Below are 25,165 nucleotides of genomic sequence, written 5' to 3'. Positions count from 1 at the left end.
TCAGCCTCCTGCGACGGCGGGCAGGATGGTCACCGACGCGCCCTCGGGCACCTCGGCCGCGAGACCGCCCGCGAAACGCACGTCCTCGTCGTCGACGTAGATATTGACGAAACGGTTCAGCTTGCCGTCCTTGAGCAGGCGTTCGGCCAGTCCCGGGTGGTTGGCGTCCAGATTATCGATCAGCGCCGACAGGGTCGCGCCGTCGGCCTGCACGCGCTTCTCGCCCCCGGTGAGACCGCGCATGATGGTCGGGATGGACACGGTTACCGACATGGATACTCCTCGATTTCGGCCGTCGTGGCCGGTTGGTGGAAACAGCTAGGCGGGCTCGTAGGCGTCGACGATCCGCACCGGCTCCTCGGTGACCTCGCCGTCGACGATGCGGTAACTGCGCAATTCGTGTTCGTGCGGATCGCGGGTGGAGATCAGCACGTAGTGCGCGTCCGGCTCGGCGGCGTAGGAGATGTCGGTGCGGCTCGGATACGCCTCGGTCGCGGTGTGGGAGTGGTAGATCACCACCGGCGTCTCGTCGGCGTCGTCCATCTCGCGCCAGACCTTCAGCTGCTCACCGGAATCGAAGCGGTAGAAGGTGGGCGAACGCTCGGCGTTCATCATGGCGACGAACCGTTCGGGTCGATCCGAACCCTCCGCACCCGCGATGATGCCGCACGCCTCGTCCGGGTGATCGGCGCGTGCGTGCGTCACCATCGCCTCGATGAGGTCGGACCTTATCACCAGCACGAACACAACCCTTCCACGATCCAACGGCGTCGACTTCTCGTGGTCGACAACGAGTGAGAATATTCCGCTATTCCCCCCGGGCGATTCGCGGGACCGCGCACGCCGATCGCCGATACGCGCGGATCAGCCCGGGAACAGGTCGGTGTAGGCGGGAATCCCCGCGACCGTGCGGGCATTCAGTATCGCGTCGACCACGGCGCGTTCGACGCACACCGCGGCGGCGGTGCACAGCGCGTCGAGCAGCAGCAGATCGGCGGGGAAAGCGGGCGGCAGCGGCACCGGCGTGGTCTCGGCCGCACCGGTCGCCAGCGCGAAGAGGGTGTCGCCGTCGAGCGGGGAATGCGCGGGACGGATGGCGCGGGCCAGACCGTCGTGCGCGGTCGTCGCCATGCGGCGGCAGCCCGAGGGATCCAGCGGCGCGTCCGTCGCGACCACGCCGATGGTGGTGTTGAGGACGGTGCCCTTCACCGGCAGCGCGGCGGCGCGGGCCAACTGCCGCGCGGTCGGCGGGCGCAGGCCGAAGAATTCCGGGCCGTCGGTGCCCGCGCCCCACGGCAGGCCGGTGCGCGGATCGAAGACCGAGCCGACCGGATTGGCCACGACGAGCGCCGCCACGGTGACCCCGGCCGCCGGCCCCGCGCCGAGCACCACACTCGCGCTGCCGACCCCGCCCTTGATCGAGCCCGCCCGCGCGCCCGCACCCGCGCCCACCGATCCGCGCGCGAACTCCGTGGCCGCGGCCGCCGAGGCGCGATACCCGAATTCGGCGGTCGGCCGGATATCCCACGCGCCGACCGGAAGATCGAAGATCACCGCGCCCGGCACGATCGGAACCACTCGGCTCGCATCCGCCGGATCCATCGGAATGCCCTCGCCCACTTCCTCCAACCACCGCATGACACCGTCGGCGGCGGCGAGTCCGTAGGCGCTGCCGCCGGTGAGCAGGATCGAATTCACCCGGCGCACAGTGTTGCCCGGGTCGAGCAGATCGGTCTCGCGGGTGCCCGGTCCGCCGCCGCGCACGTCGACCGCCGCGGTCGCGCCGCCCGGGGCGTGCACGACGGTGCAGCCGGTCGCCGCACCCGCGCCGAGTTCGGCGGCGGAGAGCGCGTGGTGGTGGCCGACCAGTAGCCCCGCCACGTCGGTCAGCGAATTACGCGGTCCCGCAATCGCGTTCATCTGTCACATCTCTTCCCGCCGGGCGTCGCGACGGGCGCTCACGGCGCGAGCGCCTGCAACAGCGAATCCTGCATCCAGGTCAGCCAGTGGTACACGTCGAGATGCGGTCCGCGCGGATCGTCGGGATCGAGCTGATCCGGGGTTTCGGCGTCGATGCCGAGTACTGTGCCGAGCGCGAGACGCACATCGGTCAGCGCGGTCAGCCAGGCGTCGGCCTGTTCGGGAGTGAGCACGATCTTGCCGCCGTCGGCGGGCACCGTATCGAGCACGACCGACCCCGCGGCGAGTTTGTTGTCGATGATCTCCGGCTCGTGCAGACCGCGCAGCGCGCTGTTGAGGTCGGCGCGATCGGCGTCGGGCGATCCGGGTTCGCTGCGGTGGAAGTCGGGCAGCAGTCTGCGCAGCCGCGGATCCTCGGGCGGGTTGGAATTGCCGGTGCGCAGGCCGGTGAGTGCCGCGAGTTCGTCGTCGGGGGCGGAGTCGGAGCGCTCGCGCAGCAGTCCCGAGACCGCGCCGACCAGCGAACGCAGGACGCCGGCCTCACGCGCGTCCATTTCCGATCGCAGCTTGAGACCGCTCAGCGAGTTCTTTCGGCTCCACTTACGCACGGCGCTGGCTCCAATTCGGCACGGCGTCGAGGGTAGTCCTGCCGGTCAGTTGTCCCGCTGCATGGTGGCCCACAGGCCCGCCGCGTGCAGTCTGCGCACGTCCTGCTCCATCTTGTCGCGGGAGCCGGAGGAGACCACGGCCTTGCCCTCGTTGTGCACCTGAAGCATCAACTCGGTCGCCTTCGCCTTGGTGTAGCCGAAGAGCTTCTGGAAGATGTAGGTGACATAGTGCATGAGATTGACGGGGTCGTCCCAGACCACCGTCACCCATGGACGGTCTTCCGCCTCCAGGATCTCGGTGTGCTCGACCGTCTCCGGAGTCGCCTGTGCCGCCGACAGCGTTATCTCTGTTTCGCACAAGCCCATGACCTCAAGGGTACGACTCGAGCGCGGCGGAACAACACCCCGTACCGCGGCGTGTGCCCGGCAATCGTCGAGCCGGCTACAGTGACTCGCGTGGAGATCGACGGCACCGCGTTGCTGACCGACCAGTACGAGTTGACGATGCTGGCGGCGGCGCTGGCCGACGGGTCGGCGCACCGCCGATGCACCTTCGAAGTATTCGCCCGACGTTTGCCAACTGGTCGCCGATACGGGATCGTCGCGGGCACCGGGCGCCTGCTCGACGCCATCGAACGATTCAGCTTCGGCGCGTCGGAACTCGCGGTCGTCGCCCCGTTCCTCGACAACGCCACCGTGGACTGGCTCGCCGACTACCGGTTCACCGGCGAGATCGACGGCTACCGGGAGGGTGAGCTCTACTTCCCCGGCTCGCCCGTGCTGGCGGTACGCGGCAACTTCGCCGAATGCGTCGTGCTGGAGACCTTGATCCTGTCCGTGCTCAACCACGACAGCGCCGTCGCCTCGGCGGCCGCGCGCATGGTCGGCGCGGCGGGCGGTCGCCGCATGATCGAGATGGGATCGCGGCGCACCCATGAACTGGCCGCCCCCTCCTGTTCGCGCGCCGCCTACCTCGCCGGCTTCGACGCCACCTCCAATCTGGAGGCGGTGCGCAGCTTCGGCGTCCCCGGCGCGGGCACCAGCGCGCACGCCTTCACCCTGCTGCACAGCGGCGCGGACGGCGCGCACGAGGCCGAGGCGTTCCGCAGCCAGGTCCGGGCGCTCGGGGTGGGCACGACCCTGCTGGTGGACACCTTCGACATCACGCGGGGCGTCGCGACGGCCATCGAGGTGGCCGGTCCCGAACTGGGCGGGGTGCGCATCGACTCCGGCGACCTCGGCGTGCTGGCCCGCCAGGTCCGCGATCAACTCGACGCGCTCGGCGCCACCGGGACCCGCATCGTGGTCTCCGGCGACCTCGACGAATACGCCATCGCCGCGCTGCGGGCCGAACCGGTGGACGCCTATGGCGTCGGCACCTCGCTGGTCACCGGGTCGGGCGCGCCGACGGCGGGCATGGTCTACAAGCTGGTCGAGGTCGACGGCGTGCCGGTCGCCAAGCGCAGCAGCCACAAACAGTCGCGCGGCGGCGCCAAGAAGGCCATGCGCCTGGCCCGCGGCACCGGCACGATCGTGGAGGAGATCGTCTACCCCGCCGCGGGCCCAACTCCCGATCCGGGCGAATTCGAACCACGCGACCTGCTGGTTCCGCTGGTGCGCGACGGCAAGGCGGTCGAGGATCTGCCGACGCTGGCCGACAGCCGCGACCTGGTCGCGCGGGGTCTGATCAGTCTTCCGTGGGAAGGGCTCAAACTCTCCGCGGGCGAACCAGCCATCCCGACGACGTTCGCGGACTGAGCGGGGACATCGCCGACCCACCACACCGAGCACGAGCGCGCCGCCGCGGCGAGTGCAGCACCACCTGGACCCGCCCGCACGCGTCGACTCCGATCGCGACGCGCACCGCGGTCAGAGTTCGGGTGTCTTCGCCGAATCCGCCGCCTCCTCCTTCTGGCGCTTGCGCCACCGCGCCGCGGTGATCGCGATGCCGACGAACAGGAATGCCTTGAGCGCCCGGTTGATCCATTCGCCCACGCTGTCCGGCGGTTCCGCGAACAGCAGGCTCAGCACGGCGAAAGCGCCGAGGCCGAACAATGCGGCGAACGCGACTCTGAGAGTGCTGGTGTTCACGATGTCGATTCCTCCGTCCCGCGCCGCCCGGTCGGAGCGGCATATGGTAATCCGCCGACGGAGTAGGCTTCGTTTACATCGCGCGAAAGGTTGTGCGTCATGAAGCGGGCGTTGATCATCGTCGACGTGCAGAACGATTTCTGCGAGGGCGGCTCGCTGGCGGTCACCGGCGGCGCCGCGGTGGCCGGGAAGATCAGCCGCCATCTCGCGCGATCGGACTACGCCACCGTGGTGGCCACGCGCGATCACCACATCGATCCCGGCGCGCACTTCTCCGACGAGCCCGACTACGTGGACAGCTGGCCGCCGCACTGCCGCGTGGGCACGCCCGGCGCGCGATGGCATCCCGACCTCGATATGACGCCCGTGCGCGAGATCTTCTCCAAGGGCGAATACCGCGCCGCCTATTCGGGATTCGAGGGCGTGAGCGCCGACGGCACGGCGACGGCGGACTGGTTGCGCGCCCGCGGCATCGACGCCGTCGACATCGTCGGCATCGCCACCGACCATTGTGTGCGCGCCACCGCGCTCGATGCGGCGGCCGCCGGATTCGACACCACCGTCCTGCTGGATCTCACCGTTGGCGTGGCTCCCGACACCACCGCGGCCGCGCTCGAGACACTGCGCGCCGCGGGCGTGCGGCTCGCCTGACGCGGCGCACGGCGTCGATCCCGGGTGTCGGTGCGGCGCAGTAGGCTCACTCCCGTGCCCGAACTGCCGCCCGTCCCGGAGCTTCTGTCCACCGCCGTCAACGCCCTCGGCGGGAAGGAACGCGGCGGGCAGATCACGATGGCCGCGGCGGTCGATCACGCCATCGACACCAAGGAGCATCTGGCCGTGCAGGCGGGCACCGGCACCGGCAAGTCGCTGGCCTATCTCGTGCCGAGCGTGCGGCACGCGGTGCGCACCGGCCGCACGGTCGTGGTCTCCACCGCGACGATCGCCCTGCAACGCCAGCTGGTCGATCGCGATCTGCCCCGACTGGCCGACGCGCTGAGCACACCACTCGGCCGCACGGTGAAATTCGCGATCCTCAAGGGCCGCAACAACTACCTGTGCCTGAACAAGATCAACAGCGCACTGCCGGACGAGCCGGCCGAAGCCGAACTGTTCGACGCGTTCGCCATCTCGCGCCTCGGCCGGGAGGTCCAGCGCCTCAACGACTGGGCTTCCGACACCGAGACCGGCGATCGCGACGAACTCGCGCCCGGGGTGAGCGATCGGGCCTGGCGGCAGGTCAGCGTGTCCTCGCGCGAATGCCTGGGCAAATCGCGCTGTCCATTCGGCCAGGACTGCTTCGCCGAGCGGGCGCGCACCGAATCGGCACAGGCCGACGTGGTGGTCACCAATCACGCGCTGCTGGCCATCGACGCCATCAGCGGCATCCAGGTGCTGCCCGAACACGATGTGGTCATCATCGACGAGGCGCACGAACTCGTCGACCGCGTCACCGGCGTCGCCACCGCGGAGATCGCGCCCACCGCCATCAGCGCCGCCGCGCGCCGCTGTGCCGATCTCGTCGACGAACAGGAGGTCGACCGGCTCGAGGAGGCCGCCGAGGCGTGGCACGCGATCCTCGACGAACTGCCCGCGGCCCGCTGGGACACCATGCCGGACGGGGTCGCGCCGGTGCTGGCGCTGGTCCGCGACGCGGCCTGGAATGTCCGCACGGCGCTCAATCCGCCCGGAAGTTCCAGTGCGCAGGGCGATCCCGACACCGCCGCGGCGCGCACCCTGGCCCTGTCCGCCATCGACGACGTGCACGACAGCGCGGTGCGGGCGCTCACCGCCTTCGAGGAATCCGATCCGGCCGCCCGCCGCGACGTGATCTGGTTGTCCGCCGACGAGGTACGCGGTGTCGCGCGCAAAACCCTTCGCATGGCGCCGCTTTCGGTCGGCGGATTGCTGCGCACCCGACTGTTCGGGGTCTCGACCGTGGTCCTCACCTCGGCCACCCTCCAGATCGGCGGCTCGTTCGACGGTCTGGCGATCACCTGGGGCCTGCCCGCGCAGACGGCGAACCGGCCCGATACCGGCACCGCCAACGGCGCGCAGGCGCCCGCGGACACCGAGACCATCCGCTGGAGTTCGCTGGATGTCGGTTCCCCGTTCGACCACGCCAAATCGGGCATCCTCTACGTCGCCCGACATCTGCCCGCACCCGGGCGCGACGGCCTGTCCCCCGCGTACCTGGACGAGATCGAACGGCTCATCGACGCCGCGGGCGGCCGCACGCTCGGTCTGTTCTCCTCCATGCGCGCCGCCAAGGCGGCCACCGAGGCGTTGCGCGATCGGATCGGCACCCCGATCCTGTGCCAGGGCGACGACGCCACCGGCGCGCTGGTCCGCAAATTCGCCGAGGACGAGGCGACCTCGCTGTTCGGCACGCTGTCGCTGTGGCAGGGCGTCGACGTGCCGGGTCCGTCGCTGAGTCTGGTGATCCTCGACCGCATCCCGTTCCCGCGCCCCGACGATCCGCTGCTCGCCGCGCGGCAGCGTGCGGTGGAATCGCGCGGCGGCAACGGCTTTCTCGCGGTCGCGGCCAACCACGCCGCGCTGCTGCTGGCCCAGGGCACAGGTCGGCTGCTGCGCAGCGTGGACGATCGCGGCGTGGTCGCCATCCTCGATTCCCGGCTCGCGACCGCCCGCTACGGCGGATACCTGCGGGCGTCGCTGCCGCCGTACTGGGAGACCTCCGATCGGGAAGTCGTCACCAAGGCATTGCGGAGGCTCGTCGGCCGGTAGTCGTGACACGGCCGACAGCGACCGGATCGATGCGCCCCGGAAAGCGAATTCGATTCCGTACACCGATTCCCACGGCGGTCGCGCCCGCGCCCCGCGCCCGCATCCCGCGCCCGCATCCCGCGCCCGCATCCCGCGCGGGGCGTCACCGCCGCGCGGGTCGCATTCTCACTTTCGCACTCAGGCGTCCCGTGAGACCGTTTCCGGATGACGCACCCGACCGACACCGACGCACTCGGTGAATTCCTGATCAGTGCAAGATCTTTGGCCGAGTATCGAGCGATCTTCGCCCTCACCGACGCCGAACTGCGCGACCGCAGCGTTCTGGACTGTCCAGGCGGCGCAGCGAGTTTCACCGCGGAGGCCAGTGAACTCGGAGCACACGTGACCGCGATCGACCCGATCTACGCCCGACCCGCGAGCGAACTGCGCGCGCTCGCCCTGGCCGAGGCGGAACGCGGAAATATGTGGGCCCGCACACATTACGACCGCCGCCGGTGGGACTGGTACGGCTCGCCCGAGGAGCACCGACGCATCCGCGACGCCGCCGCCACCCGATTCGGCACGGATATCACCGCGCACCCGGGGCACTATGTCGCCGCGGCGCTGCCGTCACTGCCCTTCCCCGACGACAGTTTCGACCTGGTGCTCAGTTCTCATCTGCTGTTCTCCTACGCCGACCGCCTCGACGCGCGATTCCACCTGATGGCGCTGCTGGAACTGTCACGGGTCTCGCGCCGCGAGACCCGGCTCTACCCGCTGGTCGACCATCGAGGCGTACCGCAGGACGACCTGGTCGCGCAGTTGCGCACCGAACTGCACGACAAGGGAATTCGCACCGATATCCGCGATGTCGACTACGAATTCCACCCCGGCGCCACCTCCATCCTGGTCCTGCACGCGCCCGCGGACCGCTGATCCGCACGCCGCCCTCGCGGAGGCGGCCGTCTCCGCGGGGTAGGCACCGCTACCGGATCCCCGCGGACGCGCGACGGGCCGAAGCGATCAGCTCCGCGAGCCTGTCCCTGACCTCCTCGCGCGGCCCGGGGGCCAGGGTGAACTCGTCGCTGTCGTGATTGTGCAGCAGATAGCGGCCGTCGACCGGCAGATAGTCCATCCAGTGGAAACCCCGGCCATCGGCGGTCGGCCTGCTGTCGACGGCGCCGCCGCGGAAGACATTGATCTCCCCCAACCCCGAACGCGGCCGGCGCACGATCCTGTCGATCGACTCGAGATACGGATCACCGCCGTAGGCGGCACGCTCCATCTCGGACCGACGGCCGGTCACCGGCAGAATCCGCCCCGGCGCGCATTGCGGCAGCGCCGATACGACCCGGGCCGCCACCTCCGCCGCGGGCATACCGACGAGAATGACATCGCGTCCGTATTCCTGTGTGGGCCCCGCCATTTGAACGGCCACCGTGGCCACCGCACCGACGATGCCCGCGTGCACCCGGACGACCTTCTCGAATTCGGGCCCGTAGAACCCGTGCACCTCGACGCGGACCCGCGGCTCCAACAGCACCGTCAACGCGTCGAACAGCGCCCGGTCGGCGAATCCCGCCATCTCACGCGCGGTTCGCTCCCGCAGCCGCTCGTAATCCTCCGCGGTCCGCACCGGTGTCTCGTCGGCGATATAGCGGATGGGGTACGGCAGCCGATCCCGCCCGAACCCCTCCACCGCGATCTGGAACATCAGACCGCTCAGATGCCACCGCCGCTCACTCACCCGCGACATCCGCCGTCCACCGTTCCGTACCCGCGGACCGCGCGTCAGCCACCGATGACCCCACCGGGCGGAAGCGCGGGCGGCTGCGTTCCGAGCAATTCGTCGCCACGGTCGTAGACCAGATAATCCGGTGTCGAATGCTCGTCGTCGTCCTCGCCCTTGCCACGGCCACCTCCCATGCCGCCCATACCCGACATGCCCGCTCGACCGGTCGCACCTCGGCTCGCGGCGGCGGTCGTGCCAACGGCGCCCGCGGTCGGCGCACCCGAACCCGCAACGCTCTTGCCCGCACCCGGCGTACCCGACGAGGACCCCGACGACCCCGAACTCCCCTTGGGCGTCGACCCCGTCGAGGGCGTCTTGCTCTTGGAGTTCGAACCCGGCACCGTCGGCGTCGCCGACTGCGGTGTCGTCGGAGTATTGGTATTCGCCGAATTCGGCGTACCCGAACCCTGATTCGAATTCGAACTCTGCGGTGTGGTGGTCGTATCCGTGCTCTGCGGCGTTGTCGACTCCGGGTCTGTGGTCGACTCAGGATCGGTGGTCCGGGAATTGTCGGACTGCTGCGGATCGTTCGTCGCGGGGTCGTTGTCCGGCCGCGAAGTGGTCGGCGATCCCGTCCCCGACGGACCTTGCGACCCACCGGGCAGACTCGGCCCGCCCGTGCCGTTGTCGTCGGTCTTGCTGGACGGTACGGCGAAGGTGGGCGTGCGGCCGTCGACGTCCTGCACACCCGGCTGGTAGTAGGTCGTCATGACATACCGGGCCTGCTCCTCGGCCTCCTGAGCCCGGTACGTCGGTCCCTTGACGATGTTCTGGAGCGGCACGGCGTCGATGACCTTGTCGCCCAAGGTGTAGTCATCGGGCTTGCCCACCGAACCCTTGGCCTGCGCGAGGTGGCCTTCCATGAGATCGAGACTGTGACCGACCAATTGGAAGCCCGCCGCCAGGCTGGTGAACGAGGCCACGAAGGCACGGGTCGCCTCGATGGCCTTGCTGCCGGATTCGCCATTCCACAGATCGGTGATGGATTGCTCCACCGACTTGGAGAATTCATCCACTGCGGTCCGGGATTCGCGTGCGAGATCGCGCCAACCGTTCGCGGCGAAGTTGACGGCATTGGGCTCGACGCCGCTCAGCGCGTCGTAGATCTCCTGATGGCTCATAGTCTGGAAGGAGTCGTCGAAGTTGAGCACCCTGGGATCGGTACCCGCGCCGGACTCCGCCAACAGACTGTCGTACTCACCGCCGACGATCGCCCGGTCCTCATTCCAAGTCCGATTCTCCTGGTCGGCACGCTGCTGATCACCGGTCTTGTTGTCCCACGCCTCCTCACGCGACCCGGTAATCGTCTTCACGACATTCATCGGCGCGTTGTAGACGTTCGCCCATTCCGAGAACGAGACCATCGCTTACTTCCCCCCCGTGTCGACGTCAGCCAGCTTTTGCGAATTCGACTGGTCGGTCTCCTCGATCGTGCGAACTGCTTTCTCGTAGGTCTCCGCCATCAAGGTCAGCACCTCGATGCTCTGTTTCAGCCGCTCTGCCGCCGACGCATCCCCCGTGTCGGCCTTGTTCTCGAATTTCTGCTGCATTATCTTGGCTGTCCGCAGCGCGCCGAACCCGCTGAGCTCACTTAGCTGGCCCACCGCGAACAGCATCCGGTTCAGCTGAATCTTCATCTGATCGGCGTGCCCCTTGAGCGCATTGCAGACCTCGGGATCCATTCTCAGTTGCCCGGATTCGGCCTCTGTCTTCAGGCCGTTCCATTGCGTCACAAGGTTCTGTATCTGCTCGCTCACCTTGTGCCTCCTCCCTCGCGAACAAGCAACACCTGATGGCCAATTGGCACGCGGCGCCCACCCGGGCGACCTACTTCGGTAGATACGGCTCGAGATCCTTCGCGTGTGTGACAGCCAGACCACAGGGCGGCGCTTCCGGCATCTTGGCGCGTTCGCTGTAATACCAGCCGACTGAAATCTCGTAGGAGCCCTCGGGCGACGGAATATTGACGTAGCACCGGATCTTGTCGCTGTCGGCGGTGTTTGTATGGACGAATCCCGACCTCGAACCGATGCGTTCCTCGCGCACCACCGTCAGTTTGGAGTTCTGTCGCGCTTCATCCGGGGTGTAAACAGTCGCCGCCACCCCGACTTGATACGGCCCCTCGATCGAAGTCCAGTTACACAGGCGGGCCGATGTAGCTCCGGTCGGCGCATCGCTGACCATATCCTTGGTGGCGGGATCGACCCGTGTGGCGCGCAGCGCCGCATCGGACAACTGCGTGCACGGATTCCAGACCACATTCCGGTCCCCCCTTGGCACAGTAGGACCCGCGGTCCGAGGCGCCCCGTCCACCGTCGTGCCGCACCCGGCAACGACGCAGGTCACCGCGATACCGGCCACTATCGTCGCTCCCGCAATCCCCCTCGACACCACCACGGCCGTTCGCCCTTTCTCCCAGTCCTGGAGCAACCAGTCACAGATTATGACGCGCCGCATCCCCCATCGGTTCCACATGTGGTGGTTTCAGCGTATCGGACCGGACCACACGATCAATGGGTCGGATCGGAACGCGAGCACGTGCACGGATCGCGCCCACCCTATCCGAGACGAGCGCACGACCCGTCAAGCCGAACGCGGACAACGGATTCGGCGCACGGCCCGAACCTCACGAAGAGCAAGGCCGAGGAATACCACCAACAGCACCCACACCGGGCGGGTGGACCTCCCGGGACACACCCTTGGCCACCAAGACGATCGGAGAGAACAGCATGCTGATGGCCGGACCGTTGGCGATGGAGTAGGTCAGGGGCATCATGACGACCGTGATGAAGGCGGGGATGGCGTATTCCATTCGATTCCAGTCGATTTCGCCGAGGGCGCGGGACATGAGGACCCGACCACGATGAGGGCGGGCGCGGTCACCTCGGGGGGAGTCCGCGACCACGGCGAAGATCGGATAGCAGAAGGTCGCGGTCGAGACCGCGGTAAGACCGGTGCGCCCGCCCGCGGATGCGCCCCGCGGTGGATTCGACCTAGGAGCGGTGGTGGTCGATGTTCCGATGACCGCGCCCACAATCGTGCCGACCGAATCGGCGGCGAAGGCGTTGGCCGCGCGCGGCAGTCGGCCGTCCTCGTCGAGCAGTCCGGCCCGATCGGCGACACCGATGAGGTGCCGCCGCGGTCGAAGAAGTCGACGAACAGCATGGTCAGGGTGACCCGGTCTCCGCCAGGCGCGGCAGCCGACACTCGGGGTCGAACGGAATCAGGCGCTCGGCGCGACCACCAGACCCAGTTCGGCGTCCGAGGCGAGCAGATCCTCGTGCGGAAGTACCCGGACCGTGTAGCCGACCGCCCCCGACAGCGGCACGGGTGTGCGCACCGCGAAGATCTCCGCACCGGCGTCCGACCCGGTGTGTTCCATGGGGACGACACTGGTGTCGGACAGGTCGTCGGTGGTCGAGACCCGCCCCAGCACGGCCTGCACCGCGACATCGGACACGCTCAGCCCGCCCAGATCGATCCGCGCCGTCAGTGACAGTTCGGCTCCGATGACCGGGGTGTCGGGGAGGCCGGCGCTGTCGACTTGGAGTACCCGTACCGAGGGCCACGCCGCCTCGACCCGGCGCCGGTATTCGGCGACCGCGCGCGCCCCGGCGAAGTCGTCGGCGGCCACGCGCCGATAGGCCGCCGCGGCTTGCGCGTAGTACTCCACCGCGTAATCGCGAACCATACGAGAGGCGGGCACCTTCGGGCCGAGCGTCCGCAAGGTGTGGCGCACCATCTCGACCCAGCGCACCGGCATATCGTCGCCATCGCGGTCGTAGAACCGGGGCGCGACCGTGCGTTCGAACAGTTCGTAGAGCGCCGCCGCCTCGAGATCGTCGCGACGGTGTTCGTCGGAGACGCCGTCGGCGGTCGGAATCGCCCAGCCGTTCTCGCCGTCGTACATCTCGTCCCACCAGCCGTCGCGGATGGACAGGTTGAGTCCGCCGTTGAGCGCCGACTTCATGCCGGAAGTACCGCACGCCTCGAGCGGTCGCAGCGGATTGTTCAGCCACACATCGCAACCCCAGTACAGGTGGCGGGCCATCGACATGTCGTAGTCGGGCAGGAAGACGATGCGGTGGCGCACCTCGGGATCGTCGGCGAATCGCACCACCTGCTGGATGAGGGACTTGCCGCCGTCGTCGGCCGGATGGCTCTTGCCCGCCACCACCAACTGCATCGGACGCTGCGGATTCAGCAGCAAGGAGCGCAGGCGCTCGGGATCGCGCAGCATCAGGGTCAGACGCTTGTAGGTGGGCACGCGGCGCGCGAAACCCACCGTGAGCACGGTCGGGTCGAAGATGTCATCGACCCAGCCGAGTTCGGCGGCGGCCGCGCCGCGCTCGAGCCAGGACGCGCGCACCCGGCGGCGCACCTCGGCGACGAGTCCGGCGCGCAGCGTGTTGCGGGTGGACCACAGTTCACCCAGCGGCACCTCCTCGAGCCGTTCCCAGCCGCGCGCCTGCTCGACCAGTTCGGTGCCGATGTACTCGCGCGCCTTGTCGACCCATTCGCGCGCGGCCCAGGTGGGGGCGTGCACGCCGTTGGTGACCGAACTTATGGGCACCTCGGCCGGATCGAAACCGGGCCACAGCGGCGCGAACATGGACCTGCTGACCTCGCCGTGCAGCTTGGACACGCCGTTGGCGCGCTGCGCGAGCCGCAGCCCCATATGCGCCATGTTGAACACCGCTGGATCGGCCTCGCGTCCGAGCGACAGAATCCGGTCCACCGAAAGCCCTTGCAGCAGGCTGGATTCGGATTCGCCATTGGCGCCGCCGAAGTAGCGGCGCACCAGCGACATGGGGAAGCGGTCGATGCCGGCGGGCACCGGCGTATGCGTGGTGAAGACGGTGCCCGCGCGCACCGCGGCCAGCCCGGTCTCGAAATCGGCGCCCGCCGCGACGTATTCCCGTATCCGCTCGACGCCGAGGAATCCGGCGTGGCCCTCGTTCATGTGGAACACCTCGGGATCGGGCAGCCCCTCGGCCCGGGTGAACGCGCGCACCGCGCGCACGCCGCCGACACCCGCCAGGATCTCCTGCTTGATCCGGTGGTCCTGGTCGCCGCCGTAGAGCCGGTCGGTGACCGCGCGCAGTTCCGGGTCGTTCTCGGCGATATCGGAATCCAGCAGCAGCAAGGGCACGCGCCCGACCTGCGCGATCCACACCCGGGCGCGCAGCACCCGCTGATCGGGCACGGCGACGTGCACAAGCACCGGTGAGCCGTCGGCGGTGAGCAGCCGCAGCGGCAGCCCTTGGGGATCGAGGGCCGGATAGTGCTCGAGTTGCCAGCCATCGGCAGACAGCGACTGCCGGAAGTATCCCGACCGGTACAGCAGCCCAACGCCGATCAGCGGCAGCCCCAGATCCGATGCGGCCTTGAGATGGTCGCCCGCGAGGATGCCGAGGCCGCCGGAGTAGTTCGGCAGTACCTCCGTGACGCCGAACTCCATCGAGAAGTACGCGATACCCCCGATGCCTTCGACATCCGGTTCGGAGCGCTGGAACCAGCCCGGCGCGGACAGATAGTCGCGCAGGTCGGCGGCGGCCTCGTCGACCCGGCGCGTGTAGTCGGGATCGGCGGCCAGCTCGTCGAGCCGGGCGGCGGGCACTTCCCCGAGCATGCGCACCGGGTCGTGGCCGACCTCCTGCCACAACCCCGTATCGAGATCGCGGAAAAGATCCTGGGTCGGCCAATGCCAGGACCAGCGCAGATTCGTGGACAGTTCACCCAGCGCCGCGAGTCGATCGGGCAGATGGGCGCGGACGGTGAATCGACGGAGGGCCTTCACCAGGCGAACCATACCGAAAACCGACGCACCCATCGCGACAGGCGACGCAGGTCACGCGGGGCCGGAATCGAGTGGCCGAACGGCCGCCGCCGTGACAGCATCTGCTGATGCCGCAATGGGTCGACGTACTCCCCGAGTTCCTCCTGGCCTGTCTGCTGCTCGCCGCGCTACCCGGGGCCGCCGCCGCGCCGTTCCTCCGGCGATCGGTGCGTCGCGGCCGCACCGCCGGTCCGGCCGCGGTCCTCGGCGACGCGATCGTCGTGTTCGACCGGACGCTCGCGGGCGCGCTCGGCTTCGGCCGCGCCGCCGACGCGCGCTGAGCGGCGGGCCGGACGTGACGGGACCGTCGATCACGTCGTCGCGGCGCACTGCCGGTAGGTTGGTCCCCGTGACCGGCCGCATCGCCATCGACGACACCGCCCCGTCGACCGGACAGGGGCGTTATCCGGCCAAGGCCGCGGTGGGCGAGGTCTTCCCGGTGCGCGCGGTGGTCTGGCGCGAGGGTCACGATGCCGTCGCCGCGACGCTCGCGGTACGCGCGCCCGGATCCTCACGGATCACCCGGATCAGGATGACCCCCGATCCCGAACCCGACGTATTCGATGCCGTCTTCACCGCGAACGCCCCCGGCACCTGGACCTTCCGCGTCGAGGGCTGGAGCGATCCCATCGCGACCTGGCGCCACGCCGTCGAGGCCAAACTCGCGGTCGGGCAGAGCGCCGCCGATCTGGCCAACGATCTCGAACTCGGCGCGCGGCTGTTCGACCGCGCCGCCCAAGGGGTGCCGAGGAAACAGTTCGAACGGCTGCGCGCGGTCGCGGTCGCCCTGCGCGGCGAGGAACAGCTACCCACCCGGGTCGCGCCCGCCTTCACCGAGGAGGTGGCCGAGATCCTGCGCGCCACCCCGCTGCGCGAGATGGTGACCCGCGGACCGCAGCACACGGTGTACGTGGAACGCAGGCGCGCGCTCTACGGCTCCTGGTACGAGTTCTTCCCTCGCTCGACCGGCGGTCGCGACGCCGAGGGCAAACCGGTGCACGGCACGTTCGCCACCGCCGCGAAAGAGCTGCCGCGGATCGCCGCGATGGGCTTCGACGTGGTGTACCTGCCGCCGATCCACCCGATCGGCGCGGTGAACCGCAAGGGCCGCAACAATTCGCTGACCGCCGAACCCGGCGATGTCGGCTCCCCCTGGGCGATCGGCTCGGCCGCGGGCGGTCACGACGCGATCCACCCCGACCTCGGCACCGAGGCCGATTTCAAGGATTTCGTCGCGGCGGCGCGGCACGCGGGTCTCGAGGTCGCGCTCGACCTGGCCTTGCAGTGCGCACCCGACCACCCCTGGGTGCGCGCGCACCCGGAGTGGTTCACCACGCTGCCGGACGGCACCATCGCCTACGCCGAGAATCCGCCCAAGAAGTACCAGGACATCTACCCGGTCAACTTCGACAACGATCCCGACGGCATCTACGCCGAGGTGCTGCGCGTGGTCCGGCACTGGATCGCGTTCGGGGTCAAGATCTTCCGCGTCGACAATCCGCACACCAAACCCGCCGACTTCTGGGAGTGGCTGATCGCCACGGTGCGGCGCGAGGACCCCGAGGTCATCTTCCTGTCCGAGGCGTTCACCCGCCCCGCACGGCTGTACGGTCTGGCGCGGCGCGGCTTCAGCCAGTCCTACACCTATTTCACCTGGCGGATCGCCAAATGGGAGTTGACCGAATTCGGCGTCGAACTGGCCGCCAAGGCCGACGAGGCCAGGCCGAACCTGTTCGTCAACACCCCCGACATCCTGCACGAGAGCCTCCAGCACGGGGGTCCGGGCATGTTCGCCATCCGTGCGGTGCTCGCCGCCACCCTCGCACCCACCTGGGGCGTGTACTCCGGCTTCGAGCTGTTCGAACACCAGGCGGTGCGTCCCGGCAGCGAGGAGTACCTCGACTCGGAGAAATACGAACTGCGCCCGCGCGACTTCGCCGGGGCGCTGGCGCGCGGCGAATCGCTGGAACCGTGGCTGACCAGACTCAACGAGATCCGGCGCAACCACCCGGCGCTGCAACAACTGCGCTGCCTGCATTTCCACCACGTCGACAACGACGCGATCATCGCCTACTCGAAATTCGATCCGATCAGCGGTGACGCGGTCCTGGTCGTGGTGAACCTGAACCCGTACGGCGCCGAACAGGGGTTCATTTCGGTCGACCTGCCCGCGATCGGCCGGGAATGGCACGACCACCCGGTCGTGTTCGACGAGGTCAGCGGTGAGGAATACCACTGGGCGCAAACGAATTACGTGCGTCTTGACCCGGCGCGCGCGGTAGCGCACATACTCGCGCTGCCCGCGGTGCCGCAGCAGGCGCGCACCGAACTGGCCTACCGGAAGTCCTTCGCATGAACCGTGCGGCCACCATCGATCGCCGCGACCTCATGCTCCTCGCGGCGGGCACCCACAGCGATCCGCACACCGTGCTCGGCGCTCATCCGCATCCCGAGGGCACGGTGGTGCGCGTCCTGCGCCCGCACGCCGAATCGGTGGCGGTGCGCGTGGGCGGCGACGACCATCCGCTGGTCTCGGTGGGCCACGGCGTCTTCGCCGCGCCGCTGCCCTATACGGAGCTGATGGACTACCGCGTCGTCACCACTTATCCCGGCGGCCAGCGCGTCATCTCGGGCGACGGCTACCGTTTCCTGCCCACCGTCGGCGACCTCGACCTGCACCTGATCGGTGAGGGCCGCCACGAACGGCTGTGGGAGGTCCTCGGCGCGCACCCGCGCCGCTACACCACCCTCGACGGCGAGGTGCACGGCGTCTCCTTCGCGGTCTGGGCGCCCAATGCCCGCGGCGTCAGCGTGATCGGCGACTTCGACGGGTGGAGCGGCAATACCGCGCCGATGCGGACGCTGGGCTCCTCCGGCGTCTGGGAGGTGTTCGTGCCCGGCATCGGCGCCGGGGCGAAATACAAGTACCGGGTGCACGGCGCCGACGGTCGCACCGTCGACCACGCCGACCCGCTGGCCTTCGCCACCGAGGTCCCGCCCGCGACCGCGTCGGTGGTCACCGAGAGCGCCCACGTGTGGCGGGATCGCGCGTGGATCGAACAGCGCGAGCGGATCGACCCGACGCGCGCGCCGATGAGCGTCTACGAGGTTCACCTCGGGTCGTGGCGGCCGGGGCTGTCCTATCGCGAACTGGCCGATCAGCTCGCCGAATACGTCACCTCGACCGGCTACACCCACATCGAACTGCTGCCGGTGGCCGAACATCCCTTCGGCGGCTCCTGGGGATATCAGGTCACCTCCTACTACGCGCCAACCGCGCGTTTCGGCTCCCCCGACGACTTCCGCGCCTTCGTCGACCGGATGCACGACGCGGGCATCGGCGTCCTGCTGGACTGGGTGCCCGCGCACTTCCCGCGCGACGAATGGGCGCTGGCGCGCTTCGACGGCACACCGCTCTACGAACATCCCGATCCGCGCCGCGGCGAGCAACTCGACTGGGGCACCTACATCTTCGATTTCGGCAGGCGCGAGGTCCGCAACTTCCTGGTCGCCAACGCGCGGTACTGGATCGAGGAATTCCACATCGACGGGCTGCGGGTCGACGCGGTCGCCTCCATGCTCTATCTGGACTATTCGCGCGCCGAGGGCGAGTGGGAGCCGAATGTGCACGGCGGCCGCGAGAATCTGGAGGCGGTCGCCTTCCTGCGCGAACTCAACGACACCGTGCACCGCCACCATCCGGGCGTGGTCACCGTCGCCGAGGAGTCGACCACCTGGCCGGGCGTCACCCGTGGCACCGATGTCGGCGGACTCGGTTTCTCCATGAAATGGAATATGGGCTGGATGCACGACACGCTCGGCTTCCTGCGCCGCGACCCCATCCACCGCGCCTGGCACCACAACGAGATCACCTTCTCGCTCATGTACGCGTGGAGCGAGACCTACGTCCTGCCGATCAGTCACGACGAGGTGGTGCACGGCAAGGGCACGCTGTGGACGCGCATGCCCGGCGACGATTTCGCCAAGGCCGCGGGCGTGCGGGCGCTGCTGGCCTACATGTGGGCGCACCCCGGCAAACAACTGCTGTTCATGGGGCAGGATTTCGGGCAGTTCCGAGAGTGGTCACACGACCGCGGACTGGACTGGGGCGAGATGGACAACCCGCTGCACCGCGGCATCACCGACGCCGTGCGCGCCATGAACCGCGTCTACCGCGCGCATTCGGCGCTGTGGAGTCAGGACACCACCCCGGGCGGACATTCCTGGATCGAGGCCGACGACCGCGACAACAATGTGCTGGCCTTCCTGCGCTACGGCAGTGACGGTTCGGTGGTGGCCTGCGTCCACAACTTCTCCGGATCGCTGCACGGCGAATACCGTGTCGGCCTGCCGGTGGCGGGCGAATGGTCCGAGATCCTCAACACCGATGCCGCCGACTACGGCGGTTCTGGCGTCGGGAACATGGGTTCGGTGCGGACCTCGCCGACGCCGTGGCACGGACGCCCGGTCTCGGCCACCGTGGCGCTCGCGCCCAATAGCGCGGTCTGGTTGGCGGGGCCGTCCTGACCGCGTGAGGGTCCGGGCGACCCTCACGCAGGTCGGGCGTCAGTACAGCGCGGTCGCGAGCTTGCGGCGGGCCGCCACCACGAAAGATTCGGCGGGATCGAACAATTCGAACAGTTCGAGCAGGCGCGTGCGCGCCTTGGTGCGGTCCTCGCCCGAGGTGCGCTTGATGACGGCGATGAGCCGGTCGAAGGCCGCCTCCGGCCGCTGGCCGAGCAGTTCGATATCGGCGGCGTCGAGCGCGAGGTCGACATCGGCCGGGTTCTGGTCGGCGTTCGCGACAGCGGTTTCCGGCAGTTCCTGCGCGCGGGCGAGGAAACGCAATTGCCGCAGCGCGTTCTTGGCCTGCTCATTGCCCGGTTCGGTGGCGAGGATGGCCTCGTATGCGGCTTCCGCACCCGCCATATCGCCGCGGTCGAGCGCCTCCTCGGCCGCGGTGAAGCGGGGATCCTCGGCCTGCTGCGGTTCGCCGCTTCCGCCTTCGAGTTTGCCCGCGACCGCGTCCACGACCGCGGTGAGCCACTGCCGCAACTGCGGTTCGGCTTGGGCGCCCTCGAAATCGGCCAGTGGCTGACCGCCCGCGATGGCCACCACCGTGGGGATGCCCTGCACCCGCAGCGCCTGGGCGATCTGCATATTGCTCTCGGCTTCGACGGTGGCCAGATCCCATGCGCCGCGATCCTCGGCGACGAGTCGTTCGAAGGTGCGCACCAGTTCGATGCTGCCGGGGCTGCGCTGCGAGTACAGCACGACCACGACCGGTACCTGCATGGACCGCCGCAGGACCTTGGTTTCGAAATCGGCCACCGATACCGCGTGATCGGCGCCGGGCGAGCCCGCGGGCGGCTGTTTGAGACCGGACAGATCCACCGCACCGGACATGGCTGCGGCGACGGCTGGCGAGGGACGACGTGCGGCTGGTCGAGTCACGGTTTCCAGTTTGTCATGAGGCCGCGCGGACGGCTTCCGCGGTGTCGGTCGACGCGGGGGTGAGCTTGCCGGTGCGCACCGCCCATATCTCGAAGACGACGGTGAAGAAGGGCGGAATGCTCGAGGCCAGCGCCAGCAACGTGGTCTTCCAGTTCCAGTTCAGCTCGCGCGCGGCCAGCAGCGCGGTCAGCACGAAGAGAATGAAGATCGCGCCGTGGATCGGCCCGAAGACCTTCACGCCGATCTCGTTGCCCGGATCCGGAATGTACTTGAACGCCATTCCGGTCAGCAGGCCCAGCCACGACAGCGCCTCGAGTACGGCGAAGAAACGGAACCTACCGGCGACACCGCGCAGATCGAAGAAACCCATGCCGTCCATTGTGCCGCATCACTACGACGACCTGTAGTTGGACACATCACACTCGGGCGAAACGGACACCGCCGCCGAATTCGGCGGCGGTGTCACGTGACTAGGAGGCGACCTTGACGATCAGTGCGTCACCCTGACCGCCGCCGCCGCACAGCGCGGCCGCGCCGATACCACCGCCGCGACGCTTCAACTCCAGCGCCAGATGCAGCAGAATCCGCGCGCCGGACATGCCGAGCGGGTGACCGATGGCGATCGCGCCGCCGTTGACATTCACCTTCGCCGGATCGATGCCGAGCTTGCGGGTCGAGGCGATGCCGACCGCGGCGAACGCCTCGTTGATCTCCACCAGATCCAGGTCGGCGGGCGAAATCCCCTCCCGCGCACACGCCTTGGCAATGGCGTTGGCGGGCTGATCCTGGAGGGTGGAATCCGGCCCGGCCACCACGCCCGCGGCGCCGATCTCGGCGATCCAGCTCAGGCCGAGTTCCTCGGCCTTGGCCTTGCTCATCACCACGACCGCCGCGGCGCCGTCGGAGATCTGCGAGGCGGTGCCCGCGGTGATGGTGCCGTCCTTGCGGAAGGCCGGGCGAAGCTTCGCCAGCGACTCCACGGTGGTGTCGGCACGGATGCCCTCGTCGGCGCTCACCAGCACCGGATCACCCTTGCGCTGCGGGACCGCGACCGGAACCACCTCGTCGTCGAAGAGTCCGTTCTTCCACGCGGCGGCGGCGCGCTGATGCGAGGCGGCGGCGAACGCGTCCTGATCCGCGCGACTGACGTAGTCGTCGTCGTTGCGCCGCTCGGTCAGCGCGCCCATGGCCTGATCGGTGAAGATGTCGTGCAGACCGTCGTAGGCCATGTGATCGCGCAGCGTCACGTCGCCGTATTTGAATCCCTCCCTGCTCTTTTCGAGCATATGCGGCGCCCGGCTCATCGACTCCTGGCCGCCCGCGACCACGATCTCGTACTCGCCCGCGCGGATGAGCTGATCGGCCTGCGCGATGGCGTTGATGCCGGACAGGCAGACCTTGTTCAGTGTGAGAGCGGGCACATCCATGGGGATGCCCGCGGCGGCCGCGGCCTGGCGGGCCGGTATCTGCCCCGCGCCCGCGGTGAGCACCTGGCCCATGATCACGTAGTCGACCTGCTCCGGCGCGACGCCGCCCCGTTCCAGAGCCGCCTCTATGGCGAATCCGCCCAGGTCCGAGCCGCTGAAGTCCTTGAGTCCGCCGAGCAGGCGGCCGACCGGGGTGCGCGCACCGGAGACGATCACGGTTGTGGTCACGACGAGCCTCGCATTCCTAGTTCAGGCATTCGATGCAACGCCGAGCGGGCACGGCCCGCCATCGGCGAGCGCGCCGTCGAGCGTTCCGTACTCAACGGTAGCTTGTCCCGTCGCGGGCGTGGCCCCCGAGGTCCGCGCTACCGTCGAGTAGTGAGCACCACAGAGACTTCCGCAATGACTCCCGCGATCATCCCCGGCGACTACGTCACCGCCGTCGACCATGTCGGCATCGCGGTCCCCGATCTGGACGCCGCGATCGCCTGGTACGCCGAAAATCTCGGCATGATCGAGACCCACCGGGAGGTCAACGAGAGCCAGGGCGTGCACGAGGCCATGCTCTCGCTGCCCGGCGCACCCGATTCCGCGACTGCCCTCCAGTTGCTGGCGCCCCTGAACGCCGAGTCGACCATCGCCAAGTTCATCGACCGCAGCGGCCCCGGACTCCAGCAACTCGCCTACCGCGTCACCGATCTCGAAGCCGTGTCCGCTCACCTGCGTGATCGTGGTATTCGTTTGCTGTACGACGCACCGCGCCATGGAACCGCCGATTCTCGCATCAATTTCATCCACCCGAAGGATGCTGGCGGTGTGCTGATCGAGTTGGTCGAACCAAATCCGAACGTTACGCACTAGTATCAAGATCGGACCTGCAAAACTGATACGAATCACATTCGCGGTCGAGTCACCATCTTCCAGCCATAGGCTGTAGTTTGTGTGCCATGTCGTCACCTGAGTCCGATCGCAATCGCTTCGTTGCACTGCCCTTCACCGTTGTGCGCAAGGGTTATGCGCAAGACGAGGTACGCAACTACTTCGACCGCTTCGACGCCGAGCTGAGGGTCACCGCCACCGACCGCGACGCCGCCGCGGCGCAGGCCCGTAACCTCGCAAGCCAACTGGAGGACGCGCGGGACGAGATCGATGAACTCCGCAAGGAGGTCGATCGACTCTCGGTCCCGCCGACCACCGCGGAAGGCATGTCCGACCGCATCTCCCGCATGCTGCGCCTGGCCTCCGACGAGGCCTCCGAGGTCCGCGCGCTCGCGCAGGCCGAGGCCGCCGAGATGGTTTCCATCGCGGAGCAGCAGGCCACCGAGATGCGCGGCAAGTACGAGTCGCTGCTCGCGGAGACGAAGGAGAAGCGGGAGGCGCTCGAGATCGAATTCGAGCAGACCCTCGCGAACGCGCGTACCGAGTCCGCCAAGATCATCGAGGCCGCCCAGGCCGAGGCCGATCGCCTCGGCAAGGAAGCCGATGCCAAGCGCAAGGCCACCCAGCAGGACTTCGAGGCCACCATGGCGGAGCGGCGCACCAAGCTGACCCGCGCGATGGAAGAACTCGAGGCCACCAGCCGCGCCGAGGCCGCGCAGCGCATCAAGGATGCCACCGACGAGGCCAACCGCCTCATCACCTCGGCTACCCAGACCTCCGAGCGCAAGATCGCGCACGCCAAGGAACTCGCCGAGGAGATGCGCGTGCTGCGGGGGCGCGTCCTGGCCCAGCTGCTCGGCATTCGCGGTCAGCTCGACTCCGTGCCCGCGATGCTCGCCGCGGTCAACCGGGAGAGCGAACTGCTCGACGGCATGCCCGACCAGCGCAAGTCCATCGGCGGCGCCACCAAGTCGGTCACCGGTTCGCGCGCCAAGGCGATCCCCGAGGTCGCCCACGACGACGAGGACATCGACGCGGAGGAGCGCGAAAACGCCGATATCTCCAACTGACGTCCGAAACCATCAGGCGACGACGCTCTACCAGTTCTGAGTTCATCCGAAGGCCGTTCCCGTCCGGGAGCGGCCTTCCCTAATTCCGGGGTCCGGCTGATTTCTCCCGAGCGCCCGGGATTGCGCGCACAAATGTACGATCCGAACAGATTGCCGAACAATAACTTTTCAGCATCGATTCAGTTTCTTTTATGACCAACGACGGGTGATTCGCCGCGTCCGGCGACCATTCCAACATCCCCGGTGCCAATGTCGGCGATCGTCCTCCCCACCGTCGACGGCCCACGCCACGATATGAGCGACGCCGGGTGCGATCTCGTGATCGCACCCGGGGCAGCGATAGGTCTTGACGGCGCGGCTGCCCGCCACGGTGCGCACGATATAGGTCTCGTCGTGATCGGGCCCCGGCTCGGTGCGACCGAAGACGTCGGCGAGCGGGACGGTTCCCGACCGGTGATCCCGGTCATGTGCGCGCGGTTTCCGACGGGGCATTCGTCAAGGGTAAGCGGCGTGCCCCACAGCCCGACGACCGCGCACGTCCACAACCTGATCAGAACAGCCGGAATTCGTTGCTCTCCGTGCCGCGCAGGGCATCGTAATCGAGAGTGAGACAACGGATACCGCGATCTTCGGCGAGTGTGCGCGCCTGCGGCTTGATCTGCTGGGCCGCGAAGACGCCCGACACCGGCGCGAGCAACGGATCGCGATTGAGCAGATCCAGATAGCGGGTGAGCTGTTCGACGCCGTCGATCTCCCCGCGGCGCTTGATCTCGACCGCGACCGTCGCACCATCGGCGTCACGGCACAGCAGATCCACCGGGCCGATGGCCGTCATGTACTCGCGGCGAACGAGGGTGTAGCCTGCGCCGAGCGTATGGACGTGCTCGGCCAACAGTTCCTGAAGGTGGGCTTCCACACCGTCTTTCACCAACCCCGGATCAACACCGAGGTCGTGGGCGGAGTCATGCTCGACCTCTTCGATCGTAATGCGCAGTTCCTCGCCCGCCTTATTGGTCACCACCCAGAACGCCTTCGCGCCCTCGGGGATGTCATCGGGGCGCTCCTCCAGCCAACACGGCGGGCTCATCCAGTTCAGCGGCTTGTACGAGCCGCCATCGGAGTGCACGAGCACCGAGCCGTCGGCCTTGAGCATCAACAGCCTGCGGGCCATCGGAAGATGGGCGGTCAGACGACCGACGTAGTCGACCTGGCAACGAGCAATCACTAGGCGCACCCGGACGAGTGTAGGCCCTCCGCTCCGCGCACCCGAATCCGCTCAGTGTCGTTCCCCCAGTGGGGAATACCGCGAACATGGACGCGGCTGCGTGGTGCGGGCGGAAATACGCCCCAAACGCCGGTAG

The 25,165-nt window shown here is 68.4% G+C and carries 26 protein-coding genes; 9 read left to right on the top strand and 17 right to left on the bottom strand.

Annotation, left to right across the window (positions count from 1 at the left end):
• The 5 genes from APZ21_RS00130 to clpS form a co-directional block, all read right to left on the bottom strand.
• Positions 1–273: a MoaD/ThiS family protein gene (locus APZ21_RS00130; RefSeq protein ID WP_054811146.1), complete on the bottom strand. Its 273-nt coding sequence runs from the start codon at positions 271–273 to the stop codon at positions 1–3.
• A gap of 45 nt (positions 274–318) precedes the next feature.
• Positions 319–741 (bottom strand): M67 family metallopeptidase, encoded by a 423-nt coding sequence (locus APZ21_RS00125; RefSeq protein ID WP_054811235.1) that lies wholly within the window; start codon positions 739–741, stop codon positions 319–321.
• A gap of 123 nt (positions 742–864) precedes the next feature.
• On the bottom strand, positions 865–1,920 hold the full coding sequence (locus APZ21_RS00120; protein ID WP_054811145.1) for a P1 family peptidase: 1,056 nt from the start codon (positions 1,918–1,920) through the stop codon (positions 865–867).
• A gap of 38 nt (positions 1,921–1,958) precedes the next feature.
• Positions 1,959–2,528 carry an oxidative stress transcriptional regulator AosR gene (aosR, locus tag APZ21_RS00115; RefSeq protein ID WP_054811144.1) on the bottom strand — a complete coding sequence of 190 codons (570 nt, stop codon included), beginning with the start codon at positions 2,526–2,528 and terminating at the stop codon, positions 1,959–1,961.
• A 45-nt stretch (positions 2,529–2,573) separates the two neighbouring features.
• Positions 2,574–2,894 carry an ATP-dependent Clp protease adapter ClpS gene (gene clpS / locus APZ21_RS00110; RefSeq protein ID WP_054811143.1) on the bottom strand — a complete coding sequence of 107 codons (321 nt, stop codon included), beginning with the start codon at positions 2,892–2,894 and terminating at the stop codon, positions 2,574–2,576.
• 81 nt (positions 2,895–2,975) lie between these two features.
• Here clpS and APZ21_RS00105 point away from each other — a divergent pair, with 81 nt between their 5' ends.
• Complete coding sequence (locus APZ21_RS00105) at positions 2,976–4,286, top strand: nicotinate phosphoribosyltransferase (protein WP_156370500.1); 1,311 nt, start codon at positions 2,976–2,978, stop codon at positions 4,284–4,286.
• Between the two features lie 111 nt (positions 4,287–4,397).
• Here APZ21_RS00105 and APZ21_RS00100 read toward each other — a convergent pair whose 3' ends face one another.
• Complete coding sequence (locus APZ21_RS00100; protein WP_054811142.1) at positions 4,398–4,619, bottom strand: hypothetical protein; 222 nt, start codon at positions 4,617–4,619, stop codon at positions 4,398–4,400.
• 99 nt (positions 4,620–4,718) lie between these two features.
• Here APZ21_RS00100 and APZ21_RS00095 point away from each other — a divergent pair, with 99 nt between their 5' ends.
• From APZ21_RS00095 to APZ21_RS00085, 3 genes are all read left to right on the top strand, one after another.
• Positions 4,719–5,270, top strand: coding sequence for an isochorismatase family protein (locus tag APZ21_RS00095; protein WP_054811141.1), 552 nt, complete (start codon positions 4,719–4,721; stop codon positions 5,268–5,270).
• 54 nt (positions 5,271–5,324) lie between these two features.
• Positions 5,325–7,364 (top strand): ATP-dependent DNA helicase, encoded by a 2,040-nt coding sequence (locus APZ21_RS00090; protein ID WP_054811140.1) that lies wholly within the window; start codon positions 5,325–5,327, stop codon positions 7,362–7,364.
• Between the two features lie 204 nt (positions 7,365–7,568).
• Positions 7,569–8,279, top strand: a complete 711-nt coding sequence (locus APZ21_RS00085; RefSeq protein ID WP_054811139.1) for a class I SAM-dependent methyltransferase — start codon at positions 7,569–7,571, stop codon at positions 8,277–8,279.
• Positions 8,280–8,328: 49 nt separating this feature from the next.
• Here APZ21_RS00085 and APZ21_RS00080 read toward each other — a convergent pair whose 3' ends face one another.
• The 6 genes from APZ21_RS00080 to glgP all read right to left on the bottom strand — a co-directional run bounded on the left by APZ21_RS00080 (position 8,329) and on the right by glgP (position 14,935).
• Positions 8,329–9,090: an ESX secretion-associated protein EspG gene (locus APZ21_RS00080; protein ID WP_054811233.1), complete on the bottom strand. Its 762-nt coding sequence runs from the start codon at positions 9,088–9,090 to the stop codon at positions 8,329–8,331.
• 44 nt (positions 9,091–9,134) lie between these two features.
• On the bottom strand, positions 9,135–10,499 hold the full coding sequence (locus tag APZ21_RS00075; protein ID WP_054811138.1) for a PPE domain-containing protein: 1,365 nt from the start codon (positions 10,497–10,499) through the stop codon (positions 9,135–9,137).
• A 3-nt stretch (positions 10,500–10,502) separates the two neighbouring features.
• Positions 10,503–10,892: a hypothetical protein gene (locus APZ21_RS00070; RefSeq protein ID WP_054811137.1), complete on the bottom strand. Its 390-nt coding sequence runs from the start codon at positions 10,890–10,892 to the stop codon at positions 10,503–10,505.
• A gap of 70 nt (positions 10,893–10,962) precedes the next feature.
• Positions 10,963–11,592, bottom strand: a complete 630-nt coding sequence (locus tag APZ21_RS00065) for a DUF3558 domain-containing protein (protein ID WP_054811232.1) — start codon at positions 11,590–11,592, stop codon at positions 10,963–10,965.
• 169 nt (positions 11,593–11,761) lie between these two features.
• Positions 11,762–11,983 carry a hypothetical protein gene (locus APZ21_RS35300; RefSeq protein ID WP_239476418.1) on the bottom strand — a complete coding sequence of 74 codons (222 nt, stop codon included), beginning with the start codon at positions 11,981–11,983 and terminating at the stop codon, positions 11,762–11,764.
• Between the two features lie 375 nt (positions 11,984–12,358).
• On the bottom strand, positions 12,359–14,935 hold the full coding sequence (gene glgP, locus APZ21_RS00055; protein WP_054811231.1) for an alpha-glucan family phosphorylase: 2,577 nt from the start codon (positions 14,933–14,935) through the stop codon (positions 12,359–12,361).
• 107 nt (positions 14,936–15,042) lie between these two features.
• On the opposite strand from glgP, the gene APZ21_RS00050 reads away from it, so the two are divergent.
• From APZ21_RS00050 to glgB, 3 genes are all read left to right on the top strand, one after another.
• Positions 15,043–15,255, top strand: a complete 213-nt coding sequence (locus APZ21_RS00050) for a hypothetical protein (RefSeq protein WP_054811135.1) — start codon at positions 15,043–15,045, stop codon at positions 15,253–15,255.
• Positions 15,256–15,323: 68 nt separating this feature from the next.
• The gene (locus tag APZ21_RS00045) at positions 15,324–17,330 is read left to right on the top strand and encodes an alpha-1,4-glucan--maltose-1-phosphate maltosyltransferase (RefSeq protein ID WP_054811134.1); all 2,007 of its coding nucleotides are present in this window, start codon (positions 15,324–15,326) and stop codon (positions 17,328–17,330) included.
• A complete protein-coding gene (gene glgB / locus APZ21_RS00040; RefSeq protein WP_054811133.1) occupies positions 17,327–19,501 on the top strand; it encodes a 1,4-alpha-glucan branching protein GlgB in 2,175 nt (724 codons plus the stop codon). The genes APZ21_RS00045 and glgB overlap by 4 nt, the downstream gene beginning before the upstream one ends.
• 39 nt (positions 19,502–19,540) lie before the next feature.
• On the opposite strand, the gene APZ21_RS00035 is transcribed toward glgB, so the two are convergent.
• The 3 genes from APZ21_RS00035 to APZ21_RS00025 form a co-directional block, all read right to left on the bottom strand.
• Positions 19,541–20,380 (bottom strand): tetratricopeptide repeat protein, encoded by an 840-nt coding sequence (locus tag APZ21_RS00035; protein WP_054811132.1) that lies wholly within the window; start codon positions 20,378–20,380, stop codon positions 19,541–19,543.
• A gap of 61 nt (positions 20,381–20,441) precedes the next feature.
• Positions 20,442–20,798, bottom strand: coding sequence for a DUF3817 domain-containing protein (locus APZ21_RS00030; RefSeq protein ID WP_054811230.1), 357 nt, complete (start codon positions 20,796–20,798; stop codon positions 20,442–20,444).
• A gap of 100 nt (positions 20,799–20,898) precedes the next feature.
• The gene (locus tag APZ21_RS00025; protein ID WP_054811131.1) at positions 20,899–22,083 is read right to left on the bottom strand and encodes an acetyl-CoA C-acetyltransferase; all 1,185 of its coding nucleotides are present in this window, start codon (positions 22,081–22,083) and stop codon (positions 20,899–20,901) included.
• A gap of 174 nt (positions 22,084–22,257) precedes the next feature.
• Here APZ21_RS00025 and mce point away from each other — a divergent pair, with 174 nt between their 5' ends.
• Both mce and APZ21_RS00015 read left to right on the top strand, forming a co-directional pair.
• Positions 22,258–22,716, top strand: coding sequence for a methylmalonyl-CoA epimerase (gene mce, locus APZ21_RS00020; protein ID WP_054811130.1), 459 nt, complete (start codon positions 22,258–22,260; stop codon positions 22,714–22,716).
• Between the two features lie 86 nt (positions 22,717–22,802).
• On the top strand, positions 22,803–23,804 hold the full coding sequence (locus APZ21_RS00015) for a coiled-coil domain-containing protein (RefSeq protein ID WP_054811229.1): 1,002 nt from the start codon (positions 22,803–22,805) through the stop codon (positions 23,802–23,804).
• Positions 23,805–23,993: 189 nt separating this feature from the next.
• Here APZ21_RS00015 and APZ21_RS35295 read toward each other — a convergent pair whose 3' ends face one another.
• Positions 23,994–24,296: a hypothetical protein gene (locus tag APZ21_RS35295; RefSeq protein WP_054811129.1), complete on the bottom strand. Its 303-nt coding sequence runs from the start codon at positions 24,294–24,296 to the stop codon at positions 23,994–23,996.
• 58 nt (positions 24,297–24,354) lie between these two features.
• The gene (gene nucS / locus APZ21_RS00005) at positions 24,355–25,038 is read right to left on the bottom strand and encodes an endonuclease NucS (RefSeq protein ID WP_054811128.1); all 684 of its coding nucleotides are present in this window, start codon (positions 25,036–25,038) and stop codon (positions 24,355–24,357) included.
• Positions 25,039–25,165: the final 127 nt, after the last annotated feature.

It is taken from the genome of Nocardia arizonensis (genome assembly GCF_001310275.1).
Taxonomy (GTDB): Bacteria; Actinomycetota; Actinomycetes; order Mycobacteriales; family Mycobacteriaceae; genus Nocardia; species Nocardia arizonensis.
Note: the sequence above shows the minus strand (reverse complement) of the source record. Positions and strands in the feature narration are given on the sequence as shown.